Raw genomic sequence first — 25,729 nt, forward strand, 5'->3', positions numbered from 1 at the left:
TTGATGGGCGCCCAGTCATGTCAGGATACGTCGCTGTTTCGGGCGACATCGTCTACATGCCGAAGGGCGAGAGCGTGACGATCCGCTCGCATGAGGATGGCGCGCTCACCGCCTATGTCACCTATCCTCATTGGCGTCCGGCGCATGCTTGAGGCGACGGTGCATTGCTGATTGCCGGTCGCGGCCGAACCTCAGGGCATAGGCGGCATCTTTTCGAAGTTCGCCACGTCCGGGTCGAGCCGCTCCCGGGCATTGCCTCCCACTACGACCGGGAAACCGCTCCGGTCCGTGACGGGATTTAGGGCCGGTTTCCTTTCAGCGCTTCCACAAAACGGATGACGTCACCGACCATTCTATCATTCAAGATATCGTTGTGACCCGCACCGTCATAGATCAACATCCGCTTGGGCTCGGGTGCGATGCGGTACAACGCCTGCCCTGAAGAAAGCGGGATGCTATCATCAAGCCGGCCGTGGAGGAACAACTTCGGTTGTCTTACTTTGCCTATGTTGAGGTCCGAGCGAAAGGGATCCTTGAGAAGAACCTCGACCGGGAGGAGCGGATAATGCGTCTGCGCAACCGACAGTACCGACAGGTACGGAGACACAAGAATGACGCCCGCGGCCGGCCTCTTCGCGGCGGTATTCACGGCGACGCCAGTGCCAAGTGACCGGCCCAGCACAATGATCTCGCTTCCGCCGTGTGCCGAAAGCCAGTCGAACGCGGCGATCCCGTCTGTCAGCAGGCCCTGCTCGCTGGGGGAGCCGGTCGATCCGGGATAGCCGCGATAGGAAATCGCCAGCAATCCAATCCTCCGCGTGGTCAGCGCCTGGGCGAGAAACGCGTAATTGCCGAGGCGGTCACCGTTTCCGAAAAAGAGGAGCACGCAGGGCTTGTCGCTGTCGCCCTGGCTGTACAGTCCCTGAAGCATCTCTCCGTCGGGCGTCTTGATGTGGACCGTCTCGCCCCAACTCGCGTGCTCCGGAGCAGGTGTGGCGCCGGCTCCGGGGTAAAGCAGGGCTCGCTGAGACAGATAGATCAAACCCACGAGCGCCACGTAGGCGACGACCGCCATCAGCGGCAAGATCAGCAAGTACCGTGTAGCGCTCACGACAGACTGTACCCACCGGTTTGGCAATGACCAGAACGCTTGCGGCAACCGCGGGCCGTTGCGGCGTGGTGTGCTCAGCGCAGCGCCAATATAGGCACAAAGCGTTCCTATGGAGAAGAGGCTCGAGAAACGAGGATCGTGCTCGTCCTGTTGATCGCCAACAGTTCGCCGCAACCTAGTAGCGCCTTTCCGGCCGTGCTCAAGATGAGATCGCGGCAACAGCAATCAGGGTGACAAAGACGCTGAGCGGCGCAAGATGTGCATGGTCGCGGTGGCGGAGAACAGTGAAAACCGCAGCCGCGATGATGACCGCCCCAAGCGCCACGCCGACAAAGCGGCTGACAGGAAGCGCAATCAGGACGGCGCTCAAAATTTCCAGTCCACCCGTCACGATACCCCACCAGCGCGGATAGCCCCACCGGGCGAAATCGCTTCGCGTCCCCGACGTGCCGATCGTGTTGACAAGGCCTGCGCCTGTGAAGGCGACAACCAGGAACCAGATTGAAAGAACGTGAACCATCTTAGTGCGCCCCGATCATCATGGGGATGGCGACCAGGACCATGATCACCGCCGTGAGGCCGTGAATGCCGAAGGCGCTTTTGGTGGAACCTTTCGCTGCGAGAATGAGCAGCATGTCGCCCACAGGGATCATCGCTTCGATCAAAAGCACGATGCCGACCTCGCGTTCTGCACCCCACATCATGAACGCCAGCACGAGCAATCCCGCGACGATATCGCGAACGCCCTTGAGGCGGAGCCACCAAGCGACGTTTGGGCCATCTTCGGGAAGCGGCAGGCCGAAACTGCGCATCATGGTCGTCGGGCTGGCAATATAGCCAGTGCCGATTGCGATAATAGCGAGGGCGAGCAGCAACCCGGCCCCGTTGGCAAACCAAAGCATGAGACGATCCTTCTATCGTGGATACAAAAACTAGCACTGCTAGGTAAAATGCATTAGCATTGCTAGTTAGTCAAGCATTGGTATAATCTTTGATGTGCTGGGCCTGCAGGGGAATGGGGATTGAGCAATGGGGATCGCAGAGCGAAAAAGCCGGGAAAGGGCAGGGCGCGAAGAGCGCATTGTCGCGGCAGCACGTGCCGTCGCGGAGAGCGAAGGATGGGATGCCGTGACGATCCGCCGCCTGGCCAAGGAGATCGAATACAGCCAGCCAATCCTCTATTCGCATTTCGCGAGCAGGGACGCCATCGTTGCCGCGGTTGCAGTCGAGGGCTTCAAGGAGCTCGCAACCGTTCTTCGGGAAGCGGCAGGCGGGGCGAACGGGCGACGGGATGCCCTCATGGACGTTGCCATGGCCTATTTTGCCTTCGCACTCAGTCGCCCGGCACTCTACGAGGCGATGTTTATCCTGCCGACCCAACTGCAGTTCGCCGAGGCGGAAACGAGATCGGAACTTCGGGCCGGTTTCGACGCCATTGCAGCAGCCGCGTCGCCGTTCTGTGCCGATGTGGAGATCGTGACCGAGACCTTCTGGGCAGCCCTTCATGGGCTTGCCGAGCTCGAACGTTCAGGCCGCATTCGGCCCGGCATGCGTGACAAACGCATCGCGCTTGTTGTTCAGGCGATCGTGGATGCAGGAGGAAACGCGGCTATCCGTGGCGAATGACATTCCGTCGGTTGGCGCATCGGCTACCGGATGTGGACCGCGCATCTTCAACGGAGAGCCGTCGCCGATCATGTCCGGATACGCCGCTGTCCTTGCTCCAGACGCCACCCACCCTCCGTCCTCCTCGGGCTTGACCCGAGGAACCACTCTCGTCTCGATCAGCAGTGGGCATGGATCCCAGGCTCAAGGCCTGGGATGACGGAGGGTGGGCCGGGTTTCGACAACCAAATGGGCGGCAAAACTATCAGTCGACGTTTTACTTCGATCCGCCGTATTCGGGTAATGAAGACGACTATGGTCGGGCTGTGTTGAGCAGGGATGACTTTGCCGAACTGGCAGATGTCCTCGGCCAAATTCGAGGCCGGTTCATCCTATCTTTGAGTGCCGTTCACTTGTCTTCGAAGAAATCGATTGCAGCTATCTGTCGCCGGCGGCGGGCATAGTAATACCGTCAGGGAGGTGATTATATCGCCCGCTGGGTAGAGGCAGCAACTGGTCGGGGGCGCAAATGTGGATTGAGCTGTCGGAACATACGATCGAGGCGCTCGCGCAGGTAATCAGTGGCGGCTCTGCCTCAGATCCCAACGAACCCATAGGGCTTTATCGGCGGGGATGGGAGTTGGAACAATGGTTCGCCTCCTGCCAGGTTCCTTTCAATCTGGATGCGGGCAGTCGCCATATTGCTACCCGACAGGCCATTTCAACTTTGGCGGGGTTCAAGGACGACAACGCCGCTCTTGAGCGCCTCATAGAAAAGGCTGCCGACCCTCGTGATTTCATCGAGCGGCCAGAGAGGCATGAGGGCGTCATGGAGTATTTGAACCGCCGCTTGGAGCACGATGGTCTCCAGCTTGTTAGAGAGGGGCGAAAGGTTCGCCTTTGCGCTTTCACCGAGGTGGGTTCGATCGCAAATCTCATAACTGCTGGGACTAAGATCGATTTTGATACCGTGAACAGAGACCTTGAGCGTGCAAAGAAGGGCGTAGTGGATGACCCGGAAGATGCAATCACAGCGGCTTGCTCTTTGGTCGAGAGCGTCTGCCGATCGATCTTAGTCGAATTAAAAGTGGAGTTCCCCACAAAGCTGGATTTGGCCGGAGTCTATAAGGCGGTCCGAGAACCCTTGGGACTCTCGCCAACAAAGGAAGGTGTGGCAGACGAGATCTCTGCGGATGTTCGTGCTGTGCTCTCTGGACTTGTCAACGCGGTGCAGGGAATCGGCGCACTTCGGACCCATGCTGGCGACGCTCATGGTAGGGAACGGGGCTTCAAAAGAGTGGATCCCAGAATTGCCAGGCTCGCCGTTCATTCGGCCAGCGCTGTCGCGGTGTTCCTGATCGAGACCTGGCAGTTGAGATTTCCGGGCAGGGATCTACCAAAGTCTGAAAAGTAAACTGGAACTTTCAAGCTCGCCATTTGCCGGGCTGCCCTTCGCATGACCAAGCCTCCGAAGGGCGTGGCCGATGATGGAAAGCTGCGACAGCGTCGTGTCAGGGCCTTGCACGGTGCAGGATAAGGCGGTGGTTTATGCGATTGGATGAGGATGTTCGTTTCAGCCTCACGCAATCGAGGCGAAATAGACACGCCTATGCATAAGGAAAGACACCGATGCCGAAAGCGTTCCTGAACCCGCATATCCGACTGAGCTTCATAGCAATTCTTGCTTTATTGGTTATGGGTCTAAGACCAGCAGCCGGATTGCCGCGATGCCCTCCTCAGGATGAACTGCTGGCGAAAGCGGAGATCGTGGTTGAGGCGCGCGTGAAATCGCTGTCGATCGGCGAATCCGGCTTGCTGCTGACAGAAAATTTTCCGTCGCGGACGGTGAGGGCAGATTTGGAGATCAAGAGAGTTATCAAAGGCAAATTCCTGGGAAATGAGGCGACAGTGTACGGCACCCTGTATCCCCCAGGGCCTTTCATGGAGTTGACCGCGATGGCGTTATCTTACGGTTTCGATGACCGTGACACCTTCGAATGGGAGCTTTCGCGCCACGAAATCGGTGATGATGTGGCGTTGTTCTCAATGAACGCCTGCAACTATCGCAAATTCCCCGACTGGGCAGTTGGTCCCCGCTGATCGACGGTGTCACATCGCAATTGGCGCATGTCGGCTCAGACCCGCTTTCGCCGCATCTGCGTAACACTCCGCCAGACGGCCGAGACCAGGAAATAGAAGGCGCCGAGGCCGGCATATCCGGCGATGTTGGCAATGGACGGCGCTTCCGGCATTTGCGCCTGGGTGATGAAGAAGGCGCCTGCCACCGCGGATTGGCCGCCGCTGAGGATCATCGCCCACTGGCCGCCATTGGTCTTCCAGCGCCGGACAGCGGTCCCAAGCTGCAGCAGGCCGGAAAAGATCGCCCAGAGGCCAAAGACGCCGAGAACCCAGTTCATGTTCATCGTCAGCGCGACGAACACGGCGGCTGTCGTCACCGCGCTGACGGCGACGTTGATCGCCTGGCTGCGGTTGTTTGCCAGGCCGCCACTGCGCGCTGCGTCGATGAGGTTGGCGGCGGCATCCCAGGCCGGGTAGACGATCAGCAAAGCGGCCGCGACGGCAAGCGACTGGCGGCCGGCCGTCAAGGCGGCTGCGACCCAGATGGCGGAAAAGGCTGCTCGCGTGAAGTAGTAGCGCGTCAGCCACTCTTCCCTGTCGCCAGACGCGACGGTGGTTTGATCGGTTGTCATCATGATCTCTTTCCTGTGTGTGATGGTGTCTGATTTGGCGGGCTCACCGTCATGCATGGCGGCGTCCGTCATCACGATGGGGTTTCCAGGGCTTGCCGGCACTGCCGGAGCACCGCCGGGCTGCTGTCGAGACGACGTTTTCCGTCGTTCGGGTCCATCGCCTGCGGGTCAGGCGGCATTCCCTGGTAAATCGCCGGTCGAACCGGGGGCGGCCCGGCCGACCGGCGACGACGTGGTCACATGGGCGGGACCACGCCATTTTTCCCGACGAGCAGCTGATGGGCGAGGGGGCCTGAGGCAGCCTTTTCGGCGGGGATGAAGACGACGGCGCCGGGAATGAGATCGTCATTGGTGGCCGGAGCGATGGTCACGACCGGCGTGCCGTCCGGAATGGCGATCTTCTTTTCCTTGCCGTGATAGGAGACGGTGACGGTGCGGCCATCGACGCCCTTGACTGCGTCGGCCACGGTCGCGTTGGTCATGCTGCTGTTGGGCTTGAGGTCCCAGCCGTAGCTGCCTTCACCGGCGCCCTTCATTGCCGGCGGGAAGATCAGCACTTCAAGCGCGCCATCGCCGCCGCCTGCGCTGGGCAGCGATGCGATGCCGACGAAGTCGCCCGGCTTGATGTCGGTGACCGCAGCATTTGCGACGCTCGCCAGTTTCCAGCCATCGGCAAGCGTCACATCGACGGTCTCTCCCTCGCGGGTCTTCACCTTGAGAGCGGAGCCGCTGTAATTGACGATGCTGCCCCTGACATGGATCTGCTCGGGTTTCTGGTCTTCGGCATGGACAGGCGCCGCTGGAAGTGCCGTCGACGCGATAGCGCTGAGCCCCAGCACGAGGGCGGGGAGGATGTTCTTGATCATATCGTTCTTCCAACTAGTTGGTAGTTTCGCTGAACGTCGTTGTCGCTCCGGGCTTTATTCCGTCCGGAACTTTATCGAGCGGCGGTCGGAGTGAGCCGCTGCAGGGTGGGGGCCAGAATGGTGGCAAAGATCTCCGGGGTCCCGTAAGCACGGGCTGACAGCATGGCGCCGTGGACGGAGGCCATGAAGGCTTCAGCCTCGACACGCGGTTCGCTCGACAGTTTCAAGCTCCCGTCCGCCAAGCCTCGCTCCATCACCGAGGTCAGCCATGTCGAAGCAAAGCGGAAGAAAGCCTTGACCTCGGCTGCGACCTCCGGCGGCAGCGCCGGCAGTTCGCTTGCCAGCAGGGCGCAGACGCAAAACGGCCGGCTGGCGTCCTCGATGCACTGGGCCCAGTGGCCCGCATAGGCTTTGAGGAGCGCTAGGGGATTCCGCACCTGTTGCTCGAGGCCGGCGATACCCGCCTCCGCATCTTCGCGATATCGCACGACCAGCGTGCGGACCAGATCGGTTTTGCTCGGAAAGTGGTGATGGATGCTGGCCTTGCGGATGCCGACGACGGCAGCGATATCGGCATAGCTGAAGCCGTTATAGCCTCCGGTCATGATCAGGGTTCGGGCGGAGGCCAGGATTTCGTCGGACGTCGTCGAAAGATTGCTCATGGCTCTTATCTACCTTCCAGTAGGAAGGCTGTCAAGCGGAATGTAGTTTTCTGCCATCGGCCGTCGTCGAGGCGGTGAACGGCTTCACCTTGACGCGGGCGAAAGTGATGATGGCGTCGGTTGTAGCGACTGGCCTTGACTCGCCTCGATCCACCAGAACATAATCGGAACATCTAATATGCAGGATGGAGTTCCGGATGTGCGGCCGCGTCTATATCAAGACCTCGCTTGAGGAACTGGTGCGCAATTTCGCCTTCGCGGAGCGTGGTGCGATCGATGCGCTCGGGAACCGATTTCCACGCTACAACGGCGCGCCGACGCTGGATTATCCAATCATCATTCGCGACATGGTCCGCGAACCTGATATCATGGGGCCGGTATTCGCCAGCGCTCGCTGGGGTCTGATGCCGGCATGGATGAAGCCGGGAGGGCGTCCGCCGCCGATCAATGCGCGCTGCGAGGGCATCGGTACCAACGGCCTGTTCCGCTCGGCCTACAGGTCGCGCCGTTGCCTGGTGCCGATCAACGGCTTCTTCGAGTGGAAGGATATCTTCGGCACCGGCAAGAACAAGCAGCCCTATGCGATCGCCATGGCTGACGGCTCGCCCTTTGCGCTCGCCGGCATCTGGGAGATTTGGCGCAGCCCGGAAGGCGTAGACATCAGAAACTTCGCAATCGTGACCTGTGAGCCGAATGCGATGATGGCGCAGATCCATGACCGCATGCCGGTCGTCCTGCACCGCGAAGATTACGAGCGCTGGCTATCGCCGGAGCCTGATCCGGCCGATTTGATGAAGCCGTTCCCGGCGGAACTGATGACCATGTGGCCGATCGGCCGCAATGTGGGTTCGCCCAAGAATGACACGGCTGACATCATCGATCCGATCGACCCCGATCCGGAACCGACGCTGATCTGAATTCACCGGCTCGGGCGGGAGCCATCCATCAACCATGCGGTCAAAGAGAACCCTCGCGAGAGGACAGGACGACGCATGCCAGAACAAATCACATGGAAATCGTGGGAATATGTCAGCGGCCGGGAAATCAAATATAAATGGCGGCACGCCTGGAGGGAGAAACCCGGCGACGATTACGTCGCTTTTGACGGCGATACCCAGATCGGAAGGATATTCCGGTCACAGGCAGGCGGAGTGGTCGATAATCGATGGTTCTGGATCGTGGCGACAGACGGCAGCCATCGACTGGATTGGCCGTCGGCTGGCTACGAGGACAGTGCCTACGTCGCCTCAAGGCGGCTCGAAATGATCTATGAGAGCATCAAGAGCGGGAAACGGAGGACGGCGCACCCATGAGCATCGAAGGCCATTCGAGTGCACCGGGCGCCAATGTGATCGTTGAGCATTATTGCGAGCACCGGCTTGCTGACGGCACAGGCTGCAAGGAATGGGGAGGCTGGGGCAATAGCCCATCCCCGGCCGTGCCAACGCGCTGGTGGTGTTGGGAACACTTCCCGCACAAGACATGTGAACAGGAACAGGCGCTGAGGCGGAAGCTGGAGGCGGCCGAGGGTGGGAAAATCATCCAATGAGGGCTGGCTGATTGATGTTCCGCCGTCAGCCGTCGGTCGAAACGGTGACAGGCTTCCACGCCTCGATCTCCTGCTGGAGGCGAACGATCCTGTCCGACACGTGCTTGAGGGCGTCGCTGCCGAGCAGAAGCTGCGGCGGCGGATTATCGGATTCGATGAGCTCTAGAACCGCGGCGGCCAGTTTGGCGGGATCGCCGCGCTGCTTGCCGCTGACGGCCTGTCGCGCCTCGCGGATCGGATCGAAAAGGCCATCATAATCGGCGATCGACCGCTCGGTGCGGACCATCGATCGTCCGGCCCAGTCCGTCCGGAACGAGCCGGGGCAAAGGGTCGTCACATGCACCCCGAACGGGGCCATTTCCGCCCGCATCACCTCCGATATGCCCTGAAGCGCAAATTTGCTGCCGCAGTAATAGGCGATGCCGGGCATCGTGATCATGCCGCCCATCGAGGTAACGTTGACGATGAACCCGCGGCGTCGCTGGCGAAACCGCGGCAGAAATGCCTTGGCAACGGCGACGGCGCCGAAGACGTTCACCTCGAACTGCCGCCGCATCTCTTCGATCGGCGACTCCTCGAGCACGCCTTCATGGCCGTAGCCGGCATTGTTGATCAGCACGTCGACCGGCCCATGCTCGCCTTCCGCGTGGCCGACGACATCATCGATCCGGTCGAACTCGGTGACGTCGCAGAGGGCCGGCCGCAGGCCAGGCAGGGTTTTGGCGAGCGCTGTCAGCGACGCCTGCGAGCGCACGGTGCCGATCACCCTGTGACCGGCCTGAAGAGCCGCAGCAGCGATGGCGAGCCCGAAGCCGGAATTCGATCCGGTGATGAAGAAGGTCTTTCGTGACATCAGCGATATTCCTTGATTGAGGATATGATTTGACAAATAGTATGAAGAACCACGTGCTTCGATGGCGGATTGTCTGAATATGTTGCCAAATCCTATGCAAGGCGATCGCGGCCCATCCAGGCGAGGGGAGATGGTCGAGCTGGCCGAACGTCTCGCCCCGCGTCACGGATACAATCCGACCGCTCTTAACTCCGTCCGCATCCTGCGCACCGAAGCGGTGCTCCAAGACATCCCGGTGCTCTACAAGCCGGGCGCGGTTTTCGTCCTGCAGGGCAGCAAGCAGGGCATCCTCGAAGGCGAAGTCTTCCTCTATGATGAGGAGCATTATCTGGCGGTGTCGCTGCCCGTCCCGTTCCGGATGACGTCGACGGCCAGTCCCGAGCGGCCCTTGCTTGCGGTCTATGTCGAGTTCGATATGCAGATGGCAGCCGAGATCGCATTGCAGGTGGAAAAACATGCCGAACTGCCAGGCGACGAGCCGAGAAGTCTCGTGTCGAGCAGGATGTCTGGCGATATCGAGGATGTGCTGCTGCGCCTGCTGACGGCGCTACGCAGCAGCGTCGAGACGGATGTGCTTGGCGCCGGCATTCTGTGCGAACTGCACTACCGCGTCCTGGTCGGTCCGCAAGGCGGCGCGATGATCGCCGCCCTTCAGCAGAAGGGCAGATCCGGAAAGATCATTCAGAGCCTGGCCTGGTTGCGGGAAAACTATGGCCTGGAGATCGCGGTCACCGATCTGGCAAGAGAGGTGGGCATGAGCGTTCCGTCCTATCATGTCCATTTCAAGGGTCTGACCGGCAACAGCCCGATGCAATACGTCAAGGCGATGCGGCTTCACGAGGCAAGATTGATGATCGCGCGCCAGACGAGAACGATCGCCGAGGTCGCGGCTTCGGTCGGCTACGCAAGTCCGGCGCAGTTCAGCCGCGACTTCAAACGGCATTTCGGGCGCACGGCATCGCAGGAGATCAAGTGGGTCCAGCGCCACCTTGGCGAACTGGGCGACGATCACGGCTAAAGCATGTCTCACGCGTCCGACGGTGCAACGGCCCGCAACGCGGTCCTGACGATCGCATCGCCGAACTCCGGCGAGACCGGGCGATGGCCGACCAGCAGCCGGAAGAAGACCGGTCCGTAGATCATGTCGAGCAGCGCCTCCATATCAGGCGGCGGAACGATCTCTCCGCGAGCCAGAGCCTCCTCCAGGATGACACGACCCGCGTTGCGGCTCGACAGGATTACCTGATTGCGGAAGGCCTTGGTGAATTCGCTTTCCGGGTCGGCGGCCGCAAGTGCCATCGTGATCTGCCGTCCGCGCGTGCTTGCAAAGGCAGTCACCAGTCCGCTCATCTGCGCGCCGAGAGCCGCTTGCGCCGTGCCCCCTCCAACCTCCGCTTCCGGTAGCCGGTTGACCAGCAGAGCGGCCATCGCCAGTTCCTGTGCGTTGGCCCAGGAGCGGTAGATCGTCGGCTTGCCGACACCGGACCGCGCCGCCACGGCTTCGATCGTCATGCGGCCAAAACCTTCGGCCATCAGGATTTCATGGGCCGCCTCCAAGGCACGCCTCTGCGCGGCAGCGCTTGGCGGCCGCCCTCGTTTCTTCGGTGTTGCATTACACTCTTGACTCATATCTTTACGATACGTAACGTTAATATATAACCCAGTCAAGGAGGATCATCCATGCCGAGTTTTGCCCGAAAAGTGAGCGCCTACTTCATCGTCAAGGATGCGGCACGGGCCATCGACTTCTACAAGGAGGCCTTCGGCGCCACGGAAGTCTTCCGCATGACCGATCCTTCGGACGGGCGGATCGGCCATGCCGAGCTGCGTTTCGGAGAGACACTGATGATGTTGGCAGACGAATATCCGGACTTCGGCGCCCTGTCTCCCGATGCCGTCGGAGGCTCGCCGGTGACCTTCCACATGGACACGGTGTCGACCGACGAAGCACTGGCGCAGGCGCTGTCGGCCGGGGCGACGATGTTGCGCCCGGCGACCGACCAGAGTTTTGGCGAGCGGGTGGCGCAGGTGCTTGATCCCTTCGGTCATCGCTGGATGTTGTCGCAAACCATCGAGCAGGTCACGCCTGAGGAGATGCAACGCCGCTGGAATGAGGACATGTCGGCGTGAGTGCCGCAGCCCTTGGCGCGCTGGATTTCCGCGCTACCTCTGCACGCGGCGATGGAGGAAGACGATGAAAATCCGTAAGTTCACGGTTACCGACGTGGCGTTGGAGCGTTCCCCCGGGCAGGAGGCGGACATCTTCGTCGGCAATCTGGTCGACGAGCGGCAGGGAGGGCCGATCACCATCGGCTATGGACGCTACGCGCCCGGCCAGAGCCTGACCGAGACGATTGAAGTCGACGACGTCATGATCGTTCTGGAAGGGCAGCTATCGGTCTCGACGGACTTGGGAACAGTCACCGCCGGGCCAGGCGAGATCGTCTACATGCCCAAGGGTGAAGCGGTGACCATCCGCTCGCATGACGAAGGCGCGCTCACCGCCTATGTCACCTATCCGCATTGGCGGCAGGCGCACGCGTAAGCCGGGGCTCAGCGCTTGTATTCCGGCTCGCTGCGATCGAGCGCGCGCTTCACGGACTCCAGATGGAGCCGGGCCGACTCCGGATCTCCTTCGCGCATTTGCCGGTACGCCGCTTCGGCGATCTCAGGCGCGACGGCAAGGACCTGGCGTCCGGTTGACAGGGCGAGCGTCTGCACTTCGCAGGCACGCTCGAGGTAATAGAGGTCGTCCCAGGCCTCGGCGATATTCGGTGCGCAGACCATCACGCCGTGGTGCTTCATGAAGACGATGTCGGCATCGCCGATCGCAGCCGCGATGCGATCGCCCTCGCGCGCGTCGAGCGCCAGGCCGTTATAGTTGCGGTCGACGGCCGTGCGTCCATAGAATTTCAATGCGGTCTGCCCGGCAAAGATGAGCGGATCGCCCTCCGTCATGGAAAGGGCGGTGGCATAAGGCATATGGGTGTGGAACGCCGCCTTGGCGCGCGGGACGTTCTTGTGAATCCTGGCGTGGATGTAAAAAGCGGTGGCCTCGGGCTGCCCGTTGCCCGACACGACGTTGCCGTGAAAATCGCAGATCAACAGCATCGAGGCCGTCAGTTCGGCGAAAGCGTAGCCGTACGGGTTGACGATGAACAGGTCGTCATAGCCGGGAACGACGGCCGAGAAATGGTTGCAGATCCCTTCCTCCATGCCGAGCCTTGCCGCCATCCGGAAGCAGGCCGCCAGATCGACGCGGGCCTGCCAGATGTCGTCCGTATCAAGTTTCGGCTGGTTGGGGCCGCCGGCGGGCGATGGGGCTGTGTTGAGGGAGTGCGCCATGGGGTCGTTTCAGATTGGTGTCGAAGGAGAGGGTGGCTGTGTTCTGGATTACGCCCGGATCAGCCTCGCATCAAGCCGGCTGGAGACAAACATGGTTCGGTTCATTTGCATATTTGGGGTGAGTACGCTGCTCGACGGCTGTGTCTTTCCGTATCCGCGAGCCTGGGATGACGGAGGTTGGGGACGCGCTTTTGCATTTTTACGCACCGCTCTCCGGCGATTGCACTGGAAGGTAGTTCATAGGAACGAGGCGGCTCTGTAGATCGGGGCCATCGGGTTGCCCCGGATCATAGAAGACGCCGTTATTGGCGTCATAGAGGATGAAGTGGTCTCCTTCGACATGGACGACCGCGACGCCGCAAACATCGTCCCAGCTCTCTGCCTTGCGTAATCCGCCAGTCTGCCAGCCCAACGCGGTCAGGACGCCGCGCAGTTCCTTCCACGTTGTGTAATGATTGGTCTGAACGCCCCAATCGATCATGCCGGCAATCTGGTCGTAGGGTTTGCCCGTCAGCATCTGCAAGACGAAAACGCCGCAGCCATCATCCCTTGGACATTGCGTAACAAAGTTGAAGCGGACCTTATCGGCTGCGGGTTGTGTCAATGTTCAGTTCCTGCCGTTACGTTTCAGACGGCTCCCTGAGTATCGACGCCCGTGACACCTGCAACTGGTTGAATTGTCCGGTCGGGCGTTTTGCGCGCGTCAGAATACCTGTGGCGAGCGCAGGACGAGAAAATCGATGAAGGTGCGGACTTTGGCGGAAAGGTATTTCCGGCTTGGATAGACGGCATGCAGCGTATTGCTGATGCCGAGCGTCTCCGGGAACACCACTTCGAGCCGGCCTGCTTTCAGATCCTCCTCCACCAGCCATTCCGGCAGGAAGACCAGGCCCATTCCCCGCAAAGCCGCCAAGTGCAGAAGTGTCTCGTTGCTGCTCAGCAGCACATTGCGGAAGGTGACCTTATGCCGGTCGTTGTGACCGCCCAACAGCAGGCTTTCGCTGATATTGATGCCATTATAGCGAAGCAGCGCATGGCCGTTCAGCTCGGCGATGCTCTGGGGTCGCCCGGAGCGCCTGAGATAATCCGGCGATGCCATCAGCCGGAATTCGATCGTCGCCAAGGGGCGCGCAACGAGACCCGGATCGAGCCGTTCGGACGACATGGCCCGCAGGGCAAGGTCAAAGCCCTCATCGACCAGATTGGTGATCCGGCCGCTCAGATCCATATCCAGGCTGACATCCGGATAACGCTGGTTGTATTCGGCCAGAATATCGACAAAGCCTGAACTGGCTGCCCATACGGGCGCACTGAATTTGAGCGTCCCGCGCGGCGCAACCGTGACATTGCCGATCGACGCTTCCAGTTCGTCGAGCCCTTCGAGCATCTGTCGTGTCTGGTTGAAATAAAGCGCGCCGGGTTCGGTAAGCGTGACACTCCGGCTGGTCCGGTTCAAGAGCCGGCTTCCCAGGCGCGTCTCCAGATGCATCACATGTTTGCTCACCATCGCCGGCGAGAGGTTCAAACGGCGTGCTGCCGCGGTGAAGCTCTTGAGCTCGGCAACCAGGCAAAACACCCGCAGGCTGATCATCGTGTCCATGATCATCAACCTAGAGGAAATGATGCGTGTACGCAAAGCCAATTGATCAATCCAGGGAAAATCAAGACAGTCTCTGACAAGGCCGGCGGACTGAGGCGATCGATCCGCCGGATGTTCAGCCGATGCGGCGGTGCCGAAAGGAATGGCGACGTGAAGACATCGAGACTGCCCACCTATTTCCTCAGCCACGGCGGCGGCCCTGGCCCTACATGACCGGTGGCTTTCGCAGCAATTTCGACAAGCTCGAGCAATCCCTGATCGAGATGCGGGCCGAACTTCAAGATCTGCCCAAGGCGGTGCTGGTTGTTTCGGGCCACTGGGAGGAGAGGGGCTTTGCCGTCTCTTCGGGCAGCAACCCGGGCATGGTCTACGACTACAGCGGCTTCCCCGACTATCTCTATCAGATCAAATATGGCGCGCCGGGCTCCCCCGAGCTGGCGCGTCACGTGCAGGATCTGCTGCATTCCGCCGGCATCGACGCCAGGCCCGACCCCACTCGCGGATTCGATCACGGCACGTTCAGCCTGATGAAGCCGCTCTATCCCAACGAGGACATCCCTGTGGTCCAGCTCTCGCTGGATGTCGGTTACGATCCGGCGCTGCATCTCAAGGTCGGCCGGGCGCTCGCGCCGCTGCGCGACGAAGGCGTGCTGATCATCGGCAGCGGCCTCAGCTACCACAACCTGTCGGCCATACAGGGCACGGCCGGACACGGTCCGTCCCGTCTTTTTGACGCCTGGCTGCAGGAGACGCTGATCCGCTCGCCCTTCGACCAGCGCACCGAGCGGCTTGTCGAATGGGAGAAGGCCCCCGCCGCCCGCGCGGCGCATCCGCGTGAAGACCACCTGATCCCCTTGATGGTGGCGGTGGGTGCGGCCGAGGACGAACCGGGCGCCGTCACCTATCACCAGAGAGACTTCGCCGGCGGCCTGACCGCATCGAGCTTCCGCTTCGGCGATGTTCCCTCCGCCCCTCAATCAAAAGGAGATGCGCAATGACCAGCGCAACGTTCAAGCCGATCGTCTATCTCAAGGAAAACTGCCCCTTCTGCCTCAAGGTTCGCCTGTTTCTTCTGGAATCGGGACTGGCCCCGGACGTCGAAACCCGCGACTTCGTTTCCGACAGCGAGCACGAGAAGAAGATCCGCGCCGAGCTTCAGCCGCATCTCGACAAGGTGAGCTTTCCCGCCGCGCAGCTTGAGCCCGGCCGATACGTCACCGAATCCGACGACATCGTTGCGTTCTTTGCAGCCAAGGCAGGCCGCGATCCGGCCGGCATGACGGTCTACCGGAACTATGTCGACGGCGTCTTCGCCATGTCGATGAAGCTCTGGAAAGAAAACCAGGAACTGAAGAAGGCGGCATCCGTCGCCTGAGCCCTCCCATCAACCCTCTTTGGAAAATCCCGATGACCGATACCAGCAAATGGACGCCATATGTCCTCGCCATCCTGCGCATCATCACCGCGCTTCTCTTCCTCGAACACGCGACCATGAAATTCCTGCAATTTCCGGGTCCGATTCAGGGCGTGCCCTATCCGCTTCCGACCATCATGATCATTGCCGGCGCCATCGAGGTGATCACCTCGGCCCTGATGCTCGTCGGATTTCAAACGCGCATCGCCGCTTTCATCGCTTCGGGCGAAATGGCAGCCGCCTACTTCATGGGCCACATGCCCTATGGCTTCTGGCCGGCGCTGAACATGGGCGAAGTCGCCATCCTGTTCTGCTTCATCTTCCTCTACATCGCCTTTGCCGGTGGTGGCGCATGGACGCTCGACAGCGCGCGTCGTCCGGCCACGGCTTAAACGGCGGGAACCGGCCTATACCGGGCTGCCGGCCGGCAGCCTGGCCTCACGCCCAAACGCGACGACAATCCTGGAGATCCACGATGAAAGCCGCCCTTCTCAAATCCTACGGCGATGTCGATCAGTTCGAAATCGGCGATATCCCGACGCCGACGCCTGGTCCGGGCGAAGTCCTGATCAAGATCGAGGCATCCGCCGTCAATCCTTTCGACCTCATTCTCCGTCAGGGTTTCATGGCCAAGTTCATTCCGCTGCCGCTGCCGGCCGTGCTCGGGGGCGACGCGGCCGGTACCATCTCCGTACTCGGAGACGGCGTCACCGGCTTTGCGGTCGGTGACCGGGTCGTTGCCGATTTCGCGGCAAACGGCAAAGGCGCCCATGCCGAATATGGCGTGCTTCCCGCCACATCCGTCGCCAAACTGCCGGCTGGCCTGAGCTTTGAAGAGGGTGCGTCGCTGGTCAAGGCCGGGCTGACCGGACGCCAGGCCGTCGAGGCGCTTGATGTCAAGGCCGGCGACCGGGTTCTGGTCTCCGGCGGCCTCGGCACCGTCGGCCGTTCCGCCATCCAATATCTCAGGCAGATCGGCGCCAAGCCGGTGGCCGGCGTCCGTCCCGAGCGGCTGAGCGAAGGCCGGGAACTGGCCGGCGAAGCGCTCGACATCACGCTTCCTGCCGCAAGCCCGGACTTTGCCTATGGGATCAGCGCTGCCGGCCCGGTGGCCGGCAACCTCATCGGCAATGTCCGCGACGGTGGCACGGTCGCCAGCATCGTTCCGGTGCCGGAAGGCGCCAATGCCGGAGACCGTCTCACCATCCATGAACTTTTCCACCGCACCGACACGGCGACGCTCGACGCCGTGCTGGATGCCGCCGTGCGCGGCCTGCTGGTCATCCCGATTTCCCACACCTTCACCCTGGAGGAGATCGGTGCGGCGCAGAATGCAGTCGCAGCCGGAGCCCCGGGCAAGGTCGTGCTCAAGCATTGAGGGTTGAAGACAGGGCCGGAGCGTGGTGCAGATCTCTTGATCCTGCACCACGCTCCGGCGGTTGCACTGGAAGGACACTCACAGCAAAACACCCGTCTTGACACTCTTGGTTATCAGAACATAATAAGAACATCGGCGCGGCGGCCGCCATCTGAAAACCGAAGATATGGAGAGCGGATATGCGTGAGCAGCCGATCGGCGAAGCCGTGGAAGATGATGCGTGGCCTGCAAGTGATGTGATGTGGCCGCCGGAGAAGGAGATTGGGGTTTCCGAGGCGCATGCAAGCCTGGCCAAGGCCGTGGCGGGGAGCCGCGGCGTGAGATACTTCACGGCCTTCATCATCGACGTCCCCAGCGATGCCTATCTTGGCGATGTCCAGATGGCGATCGACGAGGCTGCCGGCGCGGCCTGCGGCATCCTGCTGACGACGCATGTTACCGGCCGTGACGCCGCAACGGGCGAGCCGATTTTGACCCAGGAAGCCACGCGACCATTCAAGTTTCCCTGCAGCCAGGGCGTCGCGAAAGCCATAGCGAGCTTCTGCGACAAACTCAAAATGGCGGGCATCTTCCCTTGAGTGCCGCCATGCAACGCTTCTAAAGCGCGTCGCAATCTTTCAGATTCGCTCCTTGCGCTTTAGGTCCTTGTTTTTACGCATGTCGTTATCGCAAAACCACTGCACACTTTTGCGCGACTGCGTGAGCCGGATCTCTCGAAAACGGCGATGCATCGTCGCCGCGACGACGGGGCTTCCATCCGGTGACGCTTGGTCGCATTCGAAAGCGTGGGTAAATTGATGATCGACCTTGTCGATTCCTGCGTCGTAGGATCGATTGCCGTCAGGAAACACGGAATTTGCCCCTATGCCCATCTTTCATGCGAAGTGTACCTGTGGCGCCCTGTCCCTGGAGGTCGATGGCGATCCTGTGCACAACCACGTCTGCACCTGCACGCGTTGTCAGCGTGCATCCGGCAGTGCGCTTGCGCACAATGTGTGGTTCCCCGAGGAAAATGTCCGGGTCGTCGCCGGAGAATATTCCGTGTGGTATCCGCAAGGCGAAACCACACCGGATGTGATGAAAGTCTTTTGCCGGATCTGCGGCGGGGGCGGATTTTCGAAATCCGGAACATATTTTCCCGGCACCGTCGTCATCGCCGGCGGCACATTCGCCGATCCGTCCTTTCCCGCGCCGGATCATGTTCATTGGTGGGACAATCGTCCGCATTGGCTCGATCTCGCCGAGCCGATCGAGCGTCTTGCCGGAAATTGACCTCTCCGGGCATCGCCTGGATCACCAGCTTGAGCGGGCGCTCGATATCGCCCGCGCAGCCGCCGCTCTTGTGCGTTTCGAGCGGCCGCTGCCCCAGCGTCACATCGGCGGCATCGTCTCGAATTTCGGCACCGCCGGATCGACCCGGTCCCAGGCGAGGCCGCGCACGGTGTAAGTCACCATCTGCGGCTGGTATCGGGTGGGATCGTCGAGGCTGGCGGCGTGAATGGTAAAGAGATCGGGCATGGCAGAGAAGGTGAGGTAGACCGGCGTGCCGCAGGCGGGGCAGAAGCCGCGCGTCTTGACGTTGCCGCTGTCGGCGACCATGTCCCAATGCGTCGCCTTGCCGTCGAGCTTCACCGCCTGCCGGCTTGGGAAGGTCAGATAGGATCCGTGCCCGGTGCCGCTGGTCGCCTGGCAGTCGCGGCACTGGCAGTCGTTCATCGCAATCGGCTCGGCCGCGATTTCATAGTGGATCGCACCGCAGGCGCATCCGCCGGTGTAAGGCTTGCTCATATCTTTCTCCTGATGAAGCGCTGCCCAATAAAATGTTGCGTCGGCAAGCGCGATGTCGGGCGCCTCAGTCCGTCTCGTCGACGATGGCGCCGATATTCTTCACGACCTTCTTCCAGCCTTCGCCCATCTTCTGGAAGGCGGTTTCATTCCTGGGCAGGACGAAGCCGGAATGGATGAGGCGAAGCCGGGTGCCGGCTTCGACCTCGGACAGGATGAAGGTGACGACAGTGTTGAGCGGGGAGCCGTAGCCGGCATTTCCCTCATGCCCGCCTTTCCAGGCATAGGAGAGACGCTCGTTCGGCTTCACCTCCAACACCTGGCAGTGAATTGTGCCGTCCCAGGCGCCGGCCGGCGTCGTCTGGTAGGTGAAGCGTTTGCCTTCCACCGGCTCGAAGCCCGCCGGCATCATCAGCCAGCGGCCCATCAGATTGGCCGTGGTCAGTGTTTTCCAGATCGTCTCCGGCCGATGCGGGAAAACCTCGTCAACCACGATCTCTTGCGTGTCGGGCTTCAATGCGGCGTCGCTCATGGATCGATTTCCTTCAGCAAAGTTCTGAGATTGGCAAAACGGTCGCGCCAGAAGACGCCGTAATGGCTCATCCAGTCCACAAGTGGCTCCAGGCCTTCCGGCTCGGCGCGGTAATAGACCTTCCGGCCCTCGGGGCGCTCAGTGACGAGGCCCGCCTGTTTCAGCGCCTTGAGGTGCTGCGAAACCGCGCCCTGCGTGACGCTGCTTGCCCGCGTCAGTTCGACGACGGTGATCTCATCGGCGTTGACGATCTGCTCAAACACGGCCCGACGTGTGGGATCGGCAAGCGCGCGCATGACGACGGTGATGGAAACGGCTTCGGTCATGGAGAAATCAATAGCGTATGCTAATTGATGAGTCAATACTAATTTGTTTTTTCGATAGCCAGTCGCTACGCCGCTCAGGTGGTGCGCATCCGGCTGTTCTTGCGGAGTGATCCAACGCCCTCTTGCCTTGAGGAACAAAACGCACATGGCGATGTTGCTACTCCGATGGTGATAACACCGTGGGAGGAAGTTATGCGTCAATCTCTTCAGTTTGTCCTGGTCGGCTTGGCCGCGATAACCGGGCTGACGATCTCGCCGACGATCGCCGCCGCGCAGGACTTGGAATTGCGTATTGGCCCCGGCGGACTGGGCGTTTACGATCGTGATCGCGACCCTGAGCGATATGACCGATATGACCGGCGCGGACGGCAAGGCTGCGATCCGGACGACGCCCTCGACATCGCACGCAGCGAAGGACTTCGCAGGGCGCAGATCATACGCATGTCTTCCCGCAGCATCGTTGTCCAGGGGATGACGCGCCGTGGACCGGAGCGAATGACCTTCGCCAACCAGCGAGGCTGCCCGGAAATCTGAGCCGGGGCGTGAGCAATAAAATCGGCCGGCCTTCGCGATCGTCGACCGAATGCGGCCGGCGCGGAACCTTTGGGCAATCCGAACATTGCTGCCCATGCAGCGCTCTGCTTTGGGCCGCCTGCATCTTTGAAGCACCATTGGAGGATTCATCATGATGAGCGGTCAATTGAAGGCGCTTCTCGCCGTCCTTGCCGTTGCCGGCTACCAGAACAGGGACAAGATCGGGGAGCTCCTGCGGGGCATCCAGAACCCTCAGCAGCCTGGCGCGGGAAACCAGCAGCCGGGCGGGCTTGGGGGCATCCTTGGCGGACTGGGTGGTTCGGGTGGTCTCGGCGGCCTGCTCGGCGGGCTGACATCCGGCGGCATCGTCAGCGGCGGTCTGGGCGATCTGCTGAAGACGTTTCAGCAGAACGGTCACGGTGACAAAATCGACTCATGGGTGCAGCCAGGCCAGAATGCCGACATCAATGACGGCCAGCTTGCCGAAGCACTGGGCCCGGACGTTCTGAACGAGATTGCTTCGAATACCGGCCTTTCACATCAGCAGATTCTCGATCGGCTGAGCCGCGATCTTCCCAAGGCCGTCGACGACCTGACCCCACAGGGAAAACTGCCGACCGCCGAGGAGTTTATGTCTTCCGCCAGCCAATCCACCACCTCCGCGCGGCCGAGCACCATCTGATATCGAGGTAGTGGCGCGCGACCAGCGTCACTGCGTCTGCCATCGCTGTATTGGCCCGAGAGCTCACCCGCACTCCGGCTCCCTTGGGCTTGCCCGACGAACCACGCCGGCCTTCGCCGGCAGCGGCATGGATCCCAGGCTCGAGGCCTGGGATGACGGCGGTTGGGGGTATGTTTCAGCCATACGCCCCGCCGGCGACAGGCTTCGAGTACGCGCGTTAGTTCGAGAGGTATTTCTGAAGGAATGTGTGAACGCTGCTGATGGACTTTTCGGCGGCGTCTGGATTGTATTTTTCGATATGGCCAAACACCCTCCGCCCCACCTTAAACTCCGGGGCATCAAAATCGTGGTAGGTACCCTTGTAGATATTGAGCTCGATGGGCGGGCTATTGTCACTCAGACCGGCAAGCCTCTTGCGGCATCGGTCGGCCGGGCTCCAATTGTCTCGGTCGCCACTCAAGATCAAGGTCGGCACTGTCGCATCGCCCTGACTTGCCGCACAGAGGGGATAGTAGGCAACCGCTGCCCTGAATTTGCGGTCCATGAGCTGTTCGTTGCCTTCGATTTTTGTTCCCTCCAGCGTCGCCGTGCCGCCCGCTGAAAAGCCCATCAGGGCAACGCGCTGAGCATCGACAAAGCTCGATTTAGATAAAAAGTCCAAAGCGCCATAGGCGTCGAAGACGCGATCGGGCAGATAGCTTTGGCACGTGTCCTTGATATTGCGGGTGGTGAAGCTATCGACAACCAGCACGACGTAACCCCATGAGACCAGCCGTTTCGGCCAAAGGTCTTTGACGCTCAAACGCATGCCGCCGCATCCATGCATGACGACGACCGCCGGGAAGGGACCATCACCTTGGGGGCGGGACACATATCCCAGTAATGGCGTGCCTTGCGGTTGAGGGAGGTTCTCTCCCAGTTCATTGGCCTTGCGTATTCGAAACGGGCTGAGCTTGATGGGAGCGCTTTCGAAGTGAACCAATTCGTCGGCATCAGCCGGGTTTCCAGCGAACGTGGCGCCGAGAAAAGCGACAAGGCAAAGAAAAAGTCTCGTGGTTTTCACTGAACTTCTCCACCGTTTGATCAACAGCCTGCTCATTGTACGCCGGACCTGAAGGCTCGCAAAGCGGTGAGGCGTTCTGCCGCCGATTGGGTCGGATTTCAAACCGGCGCCTGACCTGCAATCAAAAGCCCTTGATCACCCCCTGGCGGATCATTTATGACTACCGCAAATCCAAGCTGCGAAATTTGAATTAAGAGGGAATGTCGACCAAGTCGGCGCCGCCCTCCGATCGTACGGTGACATGCCGAACCAGATCGCGAGGCGGGCCAAGACCGCGCTGATCGGTCAATAACATCCGTCAGCCTCAGTGAGCCACCACCGCAGATTTTCCACAGCGCCCACCCCTTGCTCCGTCATCCTCGGGCTTTACACCTGAGCCGAGGATGACGGAGTATGGGGCGGTGTTCCGACAAATCTGCCGCCGGCGCGGGGTAGAGCAATCTGGCACCATCGGGTCGAGCAGGCTCGGTTTCGAACTGACGCGAGACTCACGATTAGCCGTTGATCACCCCCCGGCAAATCAGTTATGACTACCGTAAATCCAAGCTGCGAAATTTGAATCCAGAAGGTGATGTCGACCAAGTCGGCGCCGCCCTCCGATCGGTGTGTCTGTCACCGTCCGGCCGGCGTCCCCAGATCATCATTGACCCTCATCCTCTTCCGCCTGACCTTTCATGTTCGATCACATTGGGGATCGGGCCGGGTAGCGCTCGCCTCTTCCAAGGAGAACTGCAATGGACGCTTCGATTGCTCCGGCCTCGCGGGCTGCAGTGGTAACGCCGAGCGATACCGCCATCGTCGGTGCGCGCGCGCTTTATATCGGCACGACGGGTGACGTTGCCATTGCGCCGCGCCGGGACATGGATCCTGTGATCTTCAGGAGCGTGCCTGCCGGGACGATCCTGCCGGTTCACGCCGCCATCGTGGCGCTGACCGGGACCACGGCCTCCAACATCGTCGCGCTGTTCTAGAACCCTCCAGAAGCGGCGCCTCATGGGCAGACCCATCAAGTTCACCCAGGCGATTGCCGACAGGATTTGCGAGCGCATCGCCGACAGGGAAAGCCTCCGGTCGATCTGCCGGGATGAAGCGATGCCGGCGATGTCGAGCGTGCTGTCCTGGCTCGCCGATGACGACAAGGCCGGTTTTCGGGCCAAATACGCCCTGGCGCGCGAGATTCAGGCGGATGGCTTTGTCGATGAGATGGTCGAGATTGCCGATGATCGTGCAGACGACTGGATCGAAAAGAAGAACGCGAGCGGCGAGACCACCGGCTGGCAGGAGAATGGCGAAGCCATCCGCCGGTCGCAGCTTCGCATCGCCACCCGTCAGTGGGTCGCCGAGAAACTGAAGCCGAAGAAATACGGTTCCAAGGTCGAGCCCGACCATGGCGTCGTCACCGGCGAGGTTTCGCAGTTGCTGGAAGATATCAATGGCAAGACGCGCGGACTTCCAAACGGCGGTTGACCAGTTTTCCGACTGGCGCTGGCGTCTGAACAATCTCTATTGGATCACCGACAAATCGGGCAAACGCGTCAGGTTCGAGATGAATTGGACGCAGATGACCTTTTTCGAGCAGATGCATTATCTCAATGTGCTGCTGAAAGCCCGCCAGCTGGGCCTCACGACCTTCATTCAGATCTTCATGCTCGATGCCTGCGTCTTCAACCGGGATATCAGGGCCGGCACGATCGCCCATACGCTGGGCGACGTGCAGACGATCTTCCGGGACAAGATCAAATACCCCTACGACAATCTGCCCGATGGTATCCGCAACGCCGTGCCAGTCGTCAGGGGCAACCAGACCGAACTGCTGCTTGGCAACAATTCGAGCATTCGTGTCGGCACCTCGCTGCGCTCGGGAACGCTGCAATATCTTCATATTTCCGAATATGGAAAGCTTTGCGCGAAATATCCGGAGAAGGCGAGGGAAGTCCGCACCGGCGCTTTGAATACGGTGCAGGCCGGCCAGCTGGTCTTCGTCGAAAGCACGGCGGAAGGCCAGGAAGGGCATTTCTACACACTTTGCGAAGATGGCCAGGTCAAGCAGCGCCAGGCGGCAAAGCTGACCGAACTGGACTTCAAGTTCCATTTCTTCCCCTGGTGGAAGGAGCCGCAATATGCGATCGCGCCTGAAGGCGTCATCATCAGCGATGCTTTCGCAAAGTATTTCGGCAACCTGGCCGACCAGGGCATCACGCTGACGGATGGGCAGAAGGCCTGGTACGTCAAGAAGGCCGAAACCCAGCTCGGCGACATGAAGCGCGAATATCCCTCGACGCCGGCGGAAGCCTTCGAGGCGAGCGTCGAGGGCGCCTATTACGCCGACCAGATGGCGGTCGCCGATGCCGAAGAGCGCATCGGGGTCTTCCCGCATGTGGACGGTTATAAGCAGCGGGATGGATCGATCATCCAGGTCACCAACCCTTACGGTCTGGCGGCCATCGCCTCGACGGGTCAGTCCGAAAGCCAGTTCTCGACCAAGAGAGCCAACAGCTCCTGGTCTGACCCGAGCGGAAGCGGAAAGCCGGGCACCTCGGGCGGCATCATGTCGTGGCGTAATACCCGCCTGCAGAAGCTCTATAACTTTGCGGCTCAGAAGGGCGAAGAGGTGGGCGCGATCAGTCCACAGACGCAGGCCGAGTTCTTCCTGCAGGAGGATCCCCGGCTGGTCGCCAGGCTGGCCGTGGCGCTCGTCGCATCGTTCGAGGGGTTGCGCCAGAATGCCTATCCCGATCCGGCGACGCAAGGGAAGCCGTGGACGATCTGTTATGGCAGCACCAATGGCGTGAAGCCGGGGGACCGCAAGACGGTGGAGCAGTGCAAGGCGCTGTTGGCGCTGGAACTGCAGACCTATGCGAGCGGCATCGAAAGCTGCGTGCGCGTGCCCCTGCCGGATGCCCGCTTCGTGGCGCTGACCTCCTTTGCCTATAATGTCGGCGTCAAGGCGGCCTGCGGCTCGAGCGCGGTCAGGCTCATCAATGAGGGCAGGGTGGCCGAAGGCTGCGAGGCGCTTTTGAAGTGGAATCGCGCCGCCGGCATCGTCTTTCCCGGCCTGACGCGGCGCCGGCAGAAAGAGCGCGCCTTCTGCCTCGAGGGCGTCTGATGTTCTCCATCCTTGACACGCTCAAGATGGGCGCCGGCATCGCCGCCGGCCTGATGCTCTATCACCTCTATGCCGTCTCGATCGGCTATCCCTCGGCGGCCAGGCAGGCGCGCGCCGGCTATATCCTCGTTGCCGAAAAGACCGCAGCCGAGGCCCAGGCTGCCGAGATGGAGCGCCAGCGCAACGCGGCGGCTAAGGCCGGCGAAGAGCACCGCAAGCGTCTCGCGGCCGCCGAGGCCGCCGAGCAGGCCGCCAAAGACACACTCGAAATCGAGATCCAATCTTATGAGCTTCAGCTTTCGGAAAAGAACCGCGCTTGCGCTGTCACTGCTGCTGATCGTCAGTGGCTGCTCCGCCACTGAGCGCTTGAACAAGGCGGCGGTGACGACAGGGCAGGCGGCGGGCGTCACGACCAGGGATGCACCGGCCCAAACACCGATCCATCCTCCGACGCTTCTCGCTATTAGAGACGCGGCCCAGCCAGTGAAGAACAGTACAAAAAACAAGAATACTTCCGGCGCATAGGTTGTCGGGAAACATAGAGACGCAAGCTGATAACCCTCGGAACGGTGTGCAGATAGCCAGCATACGGTTTGAAGAGGACTGA

37 protein-coding genes and 1 pseudogene are annotated in these 25,729 nt (G+C 60.9%); 22 read left to right on the forward strand and 16 right to left on the reverse strand.

Features of this window, described 5'->3' with window-relative positions; genetic code table 11:
* Positions 1 to 17: 17 nt before the first annotated feature.
* On the forward strand, positions 18 to 152 hold the full coding sequence (locus tag J3P73_RS06760; RefSeq protein ID WP_425328906.1) for a hypothetical protein: 135 nt from the start codon (positions 18 to 20) through the stop codon (positions 150 to 152).
* Between the two features lie 146 nt (positions 153 to 298).
* Here J3P73_RS06760 and J3P73_RS06765 read toward each other — a convergent pair whose 3' ends face one another.
* The 3 genes from J3P73_RS06765 to J3P73_RS06775 all read right to left on the reverse strand — a co-directional run bounded on the left by J3P73_RS06765 (position 299) and on the right by J3P73_RS06775 (position 2,013).
* Positions 299 to 1,111 (reverse strand): alpha/beta hydrolase, encoded by an 813-nt coding sequence (locus J3P73_RS06765; RefSeq protein ID WP_026170589.1) that lies wholly within the window; start codon positions 1,109 to 1,111, stop codon positions 299 to 301.
* Positions 1,112 to 1,310: 199 nt separating this feature from the next.
* Positions 1,311 to 1,631, reverse strand: a complete 321-nt coding sequence (locus tag J3P73_RS06770; RefSeq protein WP_018067958.1) for a DoxX family protein — start codon at positions 1,629 to 1,631, stop codon at positions 1,311 to 1,313.
* Between the two features lies 1 nt (position 1,632).
* Complete coding sequence (locus J3P73_RS06775) at positions 1,633 to 2,013, reverse strand: DUF4267 domain-containing protein (protein WP_024322799.1); 381 nt, start codon at positions 2,011 to 2,013, stop codon at positions 1,633 to 1,635.
* A gap of 127 nt (positions 2,014 to 2,140) precedes the next feature.
* On the opposite strand from J3P73_RS06775, the gene J3P73_RS06780 reads away from it, so the two are divergent.
* From J3P73_RS06780 to J3P73_RS06790, 3 genes are all read left to right on the forward strand, one after another.
* Complete coding sequence (locus J3P73_RS06780; RefSeq protein WP_130800627.1) at positions 2,141 to 2,737, forward strand: TetR/AcrR family transcriptional regulator; 597 nt, start codon at positions 2,141 to 2,143, stop codon at positions 2,735 to 2,737.
* A gap of 508 nt (positions 2,738 to 3,245) precedes the next feature.
* The gene (locus tag J3P73_RS06785) at positions 3,246 to 4,130 is read left to right on the forward strand and encodes an abortive infection family protein (RefSeq protein WP_130686104.1); all 885 of its coding nucleotides are present in this window, start codon (positions 3,246 to 3,248) and stop codon (positions 4,128 to 4,130) included.
* A 215-nt stretch (positions 4,131 to 4,345) separates the two neighbouring features.
* Positions 4,346 to 4,816, forward strand: coding sequence for a hypothetical protein (locus tag J3P73_RS06790; RefSeq protein WP_197729453.1), 471 nt, complete (start codon positions 4,346 to 4,348; stop codon positions 4,814 to 4,816).
* Positions 4,817 to 4,851: 35 nt separating this feature from the next.
* Here J3P73_RS06790 and J3P73_RS06795 read toward each other — a convergent pair whose 3' ends face one another.
* From J3P73_RS06795 to J3P73_RS06805, 3 genes are all read right to left on the reverse strand, one after another.
* The gene (locus tag J3P73_RS06795) at positions 4,852 to 5,430 is read right to left on the reverse strand and encodes a DUF308 domain-containing protein (RefSeq protein WP_130800629.1); all 579 of its coding nucleotides are present in this window, start codon (positions 5,428 to 5,430) and stop codon (positions 4,852 to 4,854) included.
* A gap of 233 nt (positions 5,431 to 5,663) precedes the next feature.
* Positions 5,664 to 6,293 (reverse strand): hypothetical protein, encoded by a 630-nt coding sequence (locus J3P73_RS06800; RefSeq protein WP_130686106.1) that lies wholly within the window; start codon positions 6,291 to 6,293, stop codon positions 5,664 to 5,666.
* 71 nt (positions 6,294 to 6,364) lie between these two features.
* Positions 6,365 to 6,955, reverse strand: coding sequence for a TetR/AcrR family transcriptional regulator (locus tag J3P73_RS06805; protein WP_130800630.1), 591 nt, complete (start codon positions 6,953 to 6,955; stop codon positions 6,365 to 6,367).
* Between the two features lie 197 nt (positions 6,956 to 7,152).
* Between J3P73_RS06805 and J3P73_RS06810 the strand changes: the two genes are divergently transcribed.
* From J3P73_RS06810 to J3P73_RS06820, 3 genes are all read left to right on the forward strand, one after another.
* A complete protein-coding gene (locus J3P73_RS06810; RefSeq protein WP_018067967.1) occupies positions 7,153 to 7,872 on the forward strand; it encodes an SOS response-associated peptidase in 720 nt (239 codons plus the stop codon).
* Between the two features lie 75 nt (positions 7,873 to 7,947).
* A complete protein-coding gene (locus J3P73_RS06815; protein WP_018067968.1) occupies positions 7,948 to 8,268 on the forward strand; it encodes a hypothetical protein in 321 nt (106 codons plus the stop codon).
* Positions 8,265 to 8,504, forward strand: a complete 240-nt coding sequence (locus J3P73_RS06820) for a hypothetical protein (RefSeq protein ID WP_207579823.1) — start codon at positions 8,265 to 8,267, stop codon at positions 8,502 to 8,504. The genes J3P73_RS06815 and J3P73_RS06820 overlap by 4 nt, the downstream gene beginning before the upstream one ends.
* Before the next feature lie 25 nt (positions 8,505 to 8,529).
* On the opposite strand, the gene J3P73_RS06825 is transcribed toward J3P73_RS06820, so the two are convergent.
* Positions 8,530 to 9,357 carry an oxidoreductase gene (locus J3P73_RS06825; protein ID WP_207579824.1) on the reverse strand — a complete coding sequence of 276 codons (828 nt, stop codon included), beginning with the start codon at positions 9,355 to 9,357 and terminating at the stop codon, positions 8,530 to 8,532.
* A 79-nt stretch (positions 9,358 to 9,436) separates the two neighbouring features.
* Between J3P73_RS06825 and J3P73_RS06830 the strand changes: the two genes are divergently transcribed.
* The gene (locus J3P73_RS06830) at positions 9,437 to 10,375 is read left to right on the forward strand and encodes an AraC family transcriptional regulator (RefSeq protein ID WP_207579825.1); all 939 of its coding nucleotides are present in this window, start codon (positions 9,437 to 9,439) and stop codon (positions 10,373 to 10,375) included.
* Positions 10,376 to 10,383: 8 nt separating this feature from the next.
* Here the strand turns inward: J3P73_RS06830 and J3P73_RS06835 are convergent, their stop codons facing one another.
* A complete protein-coding gene (locus tag J3P73_RS06835; protein ID WP_207579826.1) occupies positions 10,384 to 10,986 on the reverse strand; it encodes a TetR/AcrR family transcriptional regulator in 603 nt (200 codons plus the stop codon).
* A gap of 51 nt (positions 10,987 to 11,037) precedes the next feature.
* On the opposite strand from J3P73_RS06835, the gene J3P73_RS06840 reads away from it, so the two are divergent.
* Entirely contained in the window at positions 11,038 to 11,487 is a 450-nt protein-coding gene (locus tag J3P73_RS06840) for a VOC family protein (RefSeq protein WP_018068872.1), read from the forward strand.
* Between the two features lie 64 nt (positions 11,488 to 11,551).
* Positions 11,552 to 11,902: an AraC family ligand binding domain-containing protein gene (locus J3P73_RS06845; RefSeq protein ID WP_130661153.1), complete on the forward strand. Its 351-nt coding sequence runs from the start codon at positions 11,552 to 11,554 to the stop codon at positions 11,900 to 11,902.
* Positions 11,903 to 11,910: 8 nt separating this feature from the next.
* On the opposite strand, the gene J3P73_RS06850 is transcribed toward J3P73_RS06845, so the two are convergent.
* The 3 genes from J3P73_RS06850 to J3P73_RS06860 all read right to left on the reverse strand — a co-directional run bounded on the left by J3P73_RS06850 (position 11,911) and on the right by J3P73_RS06860 (position 14,302).
* Entirely contained in the window at positions 11,911 to 12,702 is a 792-nt protein-coding gene (locus J3P73_RS06850) for an aldolase (protein ID WP_130654929.1), read from the reverse strand.
* A gap of 199 nt (positions 12,703 to 12,901) precedes the next feature.
* Positions 12,902 to 13,306 (reverse strand): hypothetical protein, encoded by a 405-nt coding sequence (locus J3P73_RS06855; RefSeq protein ID WP_245002719.1) that lies wholly within the window; start codon positions 13,304 to 13,306, stop codon positions 12,902 to 12,904.
* A 99-nt stretch (positions 13,307 to 13,405) separates the two neighbouring features.
* A complete protein-coding gene (locus J3P73_RS06860; RefSeq protein WP_197726765.1) occupies positions 13,406 to 14,302 on the reverse strand; it encodes a LysR family transcriptional regulator in 897 nt (298 codons plus the stop codon).
* A gap of 150 nt (positions 14,303 to 14,452) precedes the next feature.
* Between J3P73_RS06860 and J3P73_RS06865 the strand changes: the two are divergent.
* The 5 genes and pseudogenes from J3P73_RS06865 to J3P73_RS06885 all read left to right on the forward strand — a co-directional run bounded on the left by J3P73_RS06865 (position 14,453) and on the right by J3P73_RS06885 (position 17,672).
* Positions 14,453 to 15,300: pseudogene (locus J3P73_RS06865) on the forward strand (DODA-type extradiol aromatic ring-opening family dioxygenase).
* Positions 15,297 to 15,677 carry a glutathione S-transferase N-terminal domain-containing protein gene (locus J3P73_RS06870; protein WP_075225300.1) on the forward strand — a complete coding sequence of 127 codons (381 nt, stop codon included), beginning with the start codon at positions 15,297 to 15,299 and terminating at the stop codon, positions 15,675 to 15,677. The pseudogene J3P73_RS06865 and the gene J3P73_RS06870 overlap by 4 nt, the downstream one beginning before the upstream one ends.
* 32 nt (positions 15,678 to 15,709) lie before the next feature.
* Positions 15,710 to 16,108: a DoxX family protein gene (locus tag J3P73_RS06875; RefSeq protein ID WP_024322777.1), complete on the forward strand. Its 399-nt coding sequence runs from the start codon at positions 15,710 to 15,712 to the stop codon at positions 16,106 to 16,108.
* 83 nt (positions 16,109 to 16,191) lie between these two features.
* A complete protein-coding gene (locus tag J3P73_RS06880; protein ID WP_024322776.1) occupies positions 16,192 to 17,094 on the forward strand; it encodes an NADP-dependent oxidoreductase in 903 nt (300 codons plus the stop codon).
* A gap of 179 nt (positions 17,095 to 17,273) precedes the next feature.
* A complete protein-coding gene (locus J3P73_RS06885; RefSeq protein WP_018068864.1) occupies positions 17,274 to 17,672 on the forward strand; it encodes a hypothetical protein in 399 nt (132 codons plus the stop codon).
* 39 nt (positions 17,673 to 17,711) lie between these two features.
* Here the strand turns inward: J3P73_RS06885 and J3P73_RS06890 are convergent, their stop codons facing one another.
* Positions 17,712 to 17,945: a hypothetical protein gene (locus tag J3P73_RS06890; RefSeq protein WP_018068863.1), complete on the reverse strand. Its 234-nt coding sequence runs from the start codon at positions 17,943 to 17,945 to the stop codon at positions 17,712 to 17,714.
* A gap of 13 nt (positions 17,946 to 17,958) precedes the next feature.
* On the opposite strand from J3P73_RS06890, the gene J3P73_RS06895 reads away from it, so the two are divergent.
* Positions 17,959 to 18,366, forward strand: coding sequence for a GFA family protein (locus J3P73_RS06895; RefSeq protein ID WP_024322775.1), 408 nt, complete (start codon positions 17,959 to 17,961; stop codon positions 18,364 to 18,366).
* A gap of 99 nt (positions 18,367 to 18,465) precedes the next feature.
* Here the strand turns inward: J3P73_RS06895 and J3P73_RS06900 are convergent, their stop codons facing one another.
* The 3 genes from J3P73_RS06900 to J3P73_RS06910 form a co-directional block, all read right to left on the reverse strand.
* Positions 18,466 to 18,882 carry a GFA family protein gene (locus J3P73_RS06900; protein WP_018068861.1) on the reverse strand — a complete coding sequence of 139 codons (417 nt, stop codon included), beginning with the start codon at positions 18,880 to 18,882 and terminating at the stop codon, positions 18,466 to 18,468.
* Between the two features lie 64 nt (positions 18,883 to 18,946).
* Complete coding sequence (locus J3P73_RS06905) at positions 18,947 to 19,411, reverse strand: SRPBCC family protein (protein ID WP_024322774.1); 465 nt, start codon at positions 19,409 to 19,411, stop codon at positions 18,947 to 18,949.
* Positions 19,408 to 19,737, reverse strand: a complete 330-nt coding sequence (locus J3P73_RS06910; protein WP_018068859.1) for an ArsR/SmtB family transcription factor — start codon at positions 19,735 to 19,737, stop codon at positions 19,408 to 19,410. The genes J3P73_RS06905 and J3P73_RS06910 overlap by 4 nt, the downstream gene beginning before the upstream one ends.
* 192 nt (positions 19,738 to 19,929) lie before the next feature.
* On the opposite strand from J3P73_RS06910, the gene J3P73_RS06915 reads away from it, so the two are divergent.
* Both J3P73_RS06915 and J3P73_RS06920 read left to right on the forward strand, forming a co-directional pair.
* Entirely contained in the window at positions 19,930 to 20,271 is a 342-nt protein-coding gene (locus J3P73_RS06915) for a hypothetical protein (RefSeq protein WP_207579828.1), read from the forward strand.
* A 151-nt stretch (positions 20,272 to 20,422) separates the two neighbouring features.
* The gene (locus J3P73_RS06920) at positions 20,423 to 20,953 is read left to right on the forward strand and encodes a YidB family protein (RefSeq protein WP_018068858.1); all 531 of its coding nucleotides are present in this window, start codon (positions 20,423 to 20,425) and stop codon (positions 20,951 to 20,953) included.
* 217 nt (positions 20,954 to 21,170) lie between these two features.
* Here the strand turns inward: J3P73_RS06920 and J3P73_RS06925 are convergent, their stop codons facing one another.
* Positions 21,171 to 22,052, reverse strand: coding sequence for a dienelactone hydrolase family protein (locus J3P73_RS06925; protein WP_130654938.1), 882 nt, complete (start codon positions 22,050 to 22,052; stop codon positions 21,171 to 21,173).
* A gap of 698 nt (positions 22,053 to 22,750) precedes the next feature.
* Here J3P73_RS06925 and J3P73_RS06930 point away from each other — a divergent pair.
* The 4 genes from J3P73_RS06930 to J3P73_RS06955 are packed head-to-tail and all read left to right on the forward strand — an operon-like array spanning position 22,751 to position 25,484.
* Positions 22,751 to 22,987: a spike base protein, RCAP_Rcc01079 family gene (locus tag J3P73_RS06930; RefSeq protein ID WP_024322771.1), complete on the forward strand. Its 237-nt coding sequence runs from the start codon at positions 22,751 to 22,753 to the stop codon at positions 22,985 to 22,987.
* Between the two features lie 22 nt (positions 22,988 to 23,009).
* Entirely contained in the window at positions 23,010 to 23,483 is a 474-nt protein-coding gene (locus J3P73_RS06935) for a terminase small subunit-like protein (RefSeq protein WP_024322770.1), read from the forward strand.
* Positions 23,449 to 25,122, forward strand: coding sequence for a glycoside hydrolase family protein (locus J3P73_RS38135; RefSeq protein WP_165422318.1), 1,674 nt, complete (start codon positions 23,449 to 23,451; stop codon positions 25,120 to 25,122). The genes J3P73_RS06935 and J3P73_RS38135 overlap by 35 nt, the downstream gene beginning before the upstream one ends.
* Positions 25,122 to 25,484, forward strand: coding sequence for a hypothetical protein (locus J3P73_RS06955; protein ID WP_027689699.1), 363 nt, complete (start codon positions 25,122 to 25,124; stop codon positions 25,482 to 25,484). Before J3P73_RS38135 ends, J3P73_RS06955 begins: the two co-directional genes overlap by 1 nt.
* The last annotated feature ends 245 nt before the right edge of the window (positions 25,485 to 25,729 follow it).

It is taken from the genome of Rhizobium ruizarguesonis (assembly GCF_017357285.1).
In the GTDB taxonomy this organism is placed as follows: domain Bacteria; phylum Pseudomonadota; class Alphaproteobacteria; order Rhizobiales; family Rhizobiaceae; genus Rhizobium; species Rhizobium ruizarguesonis.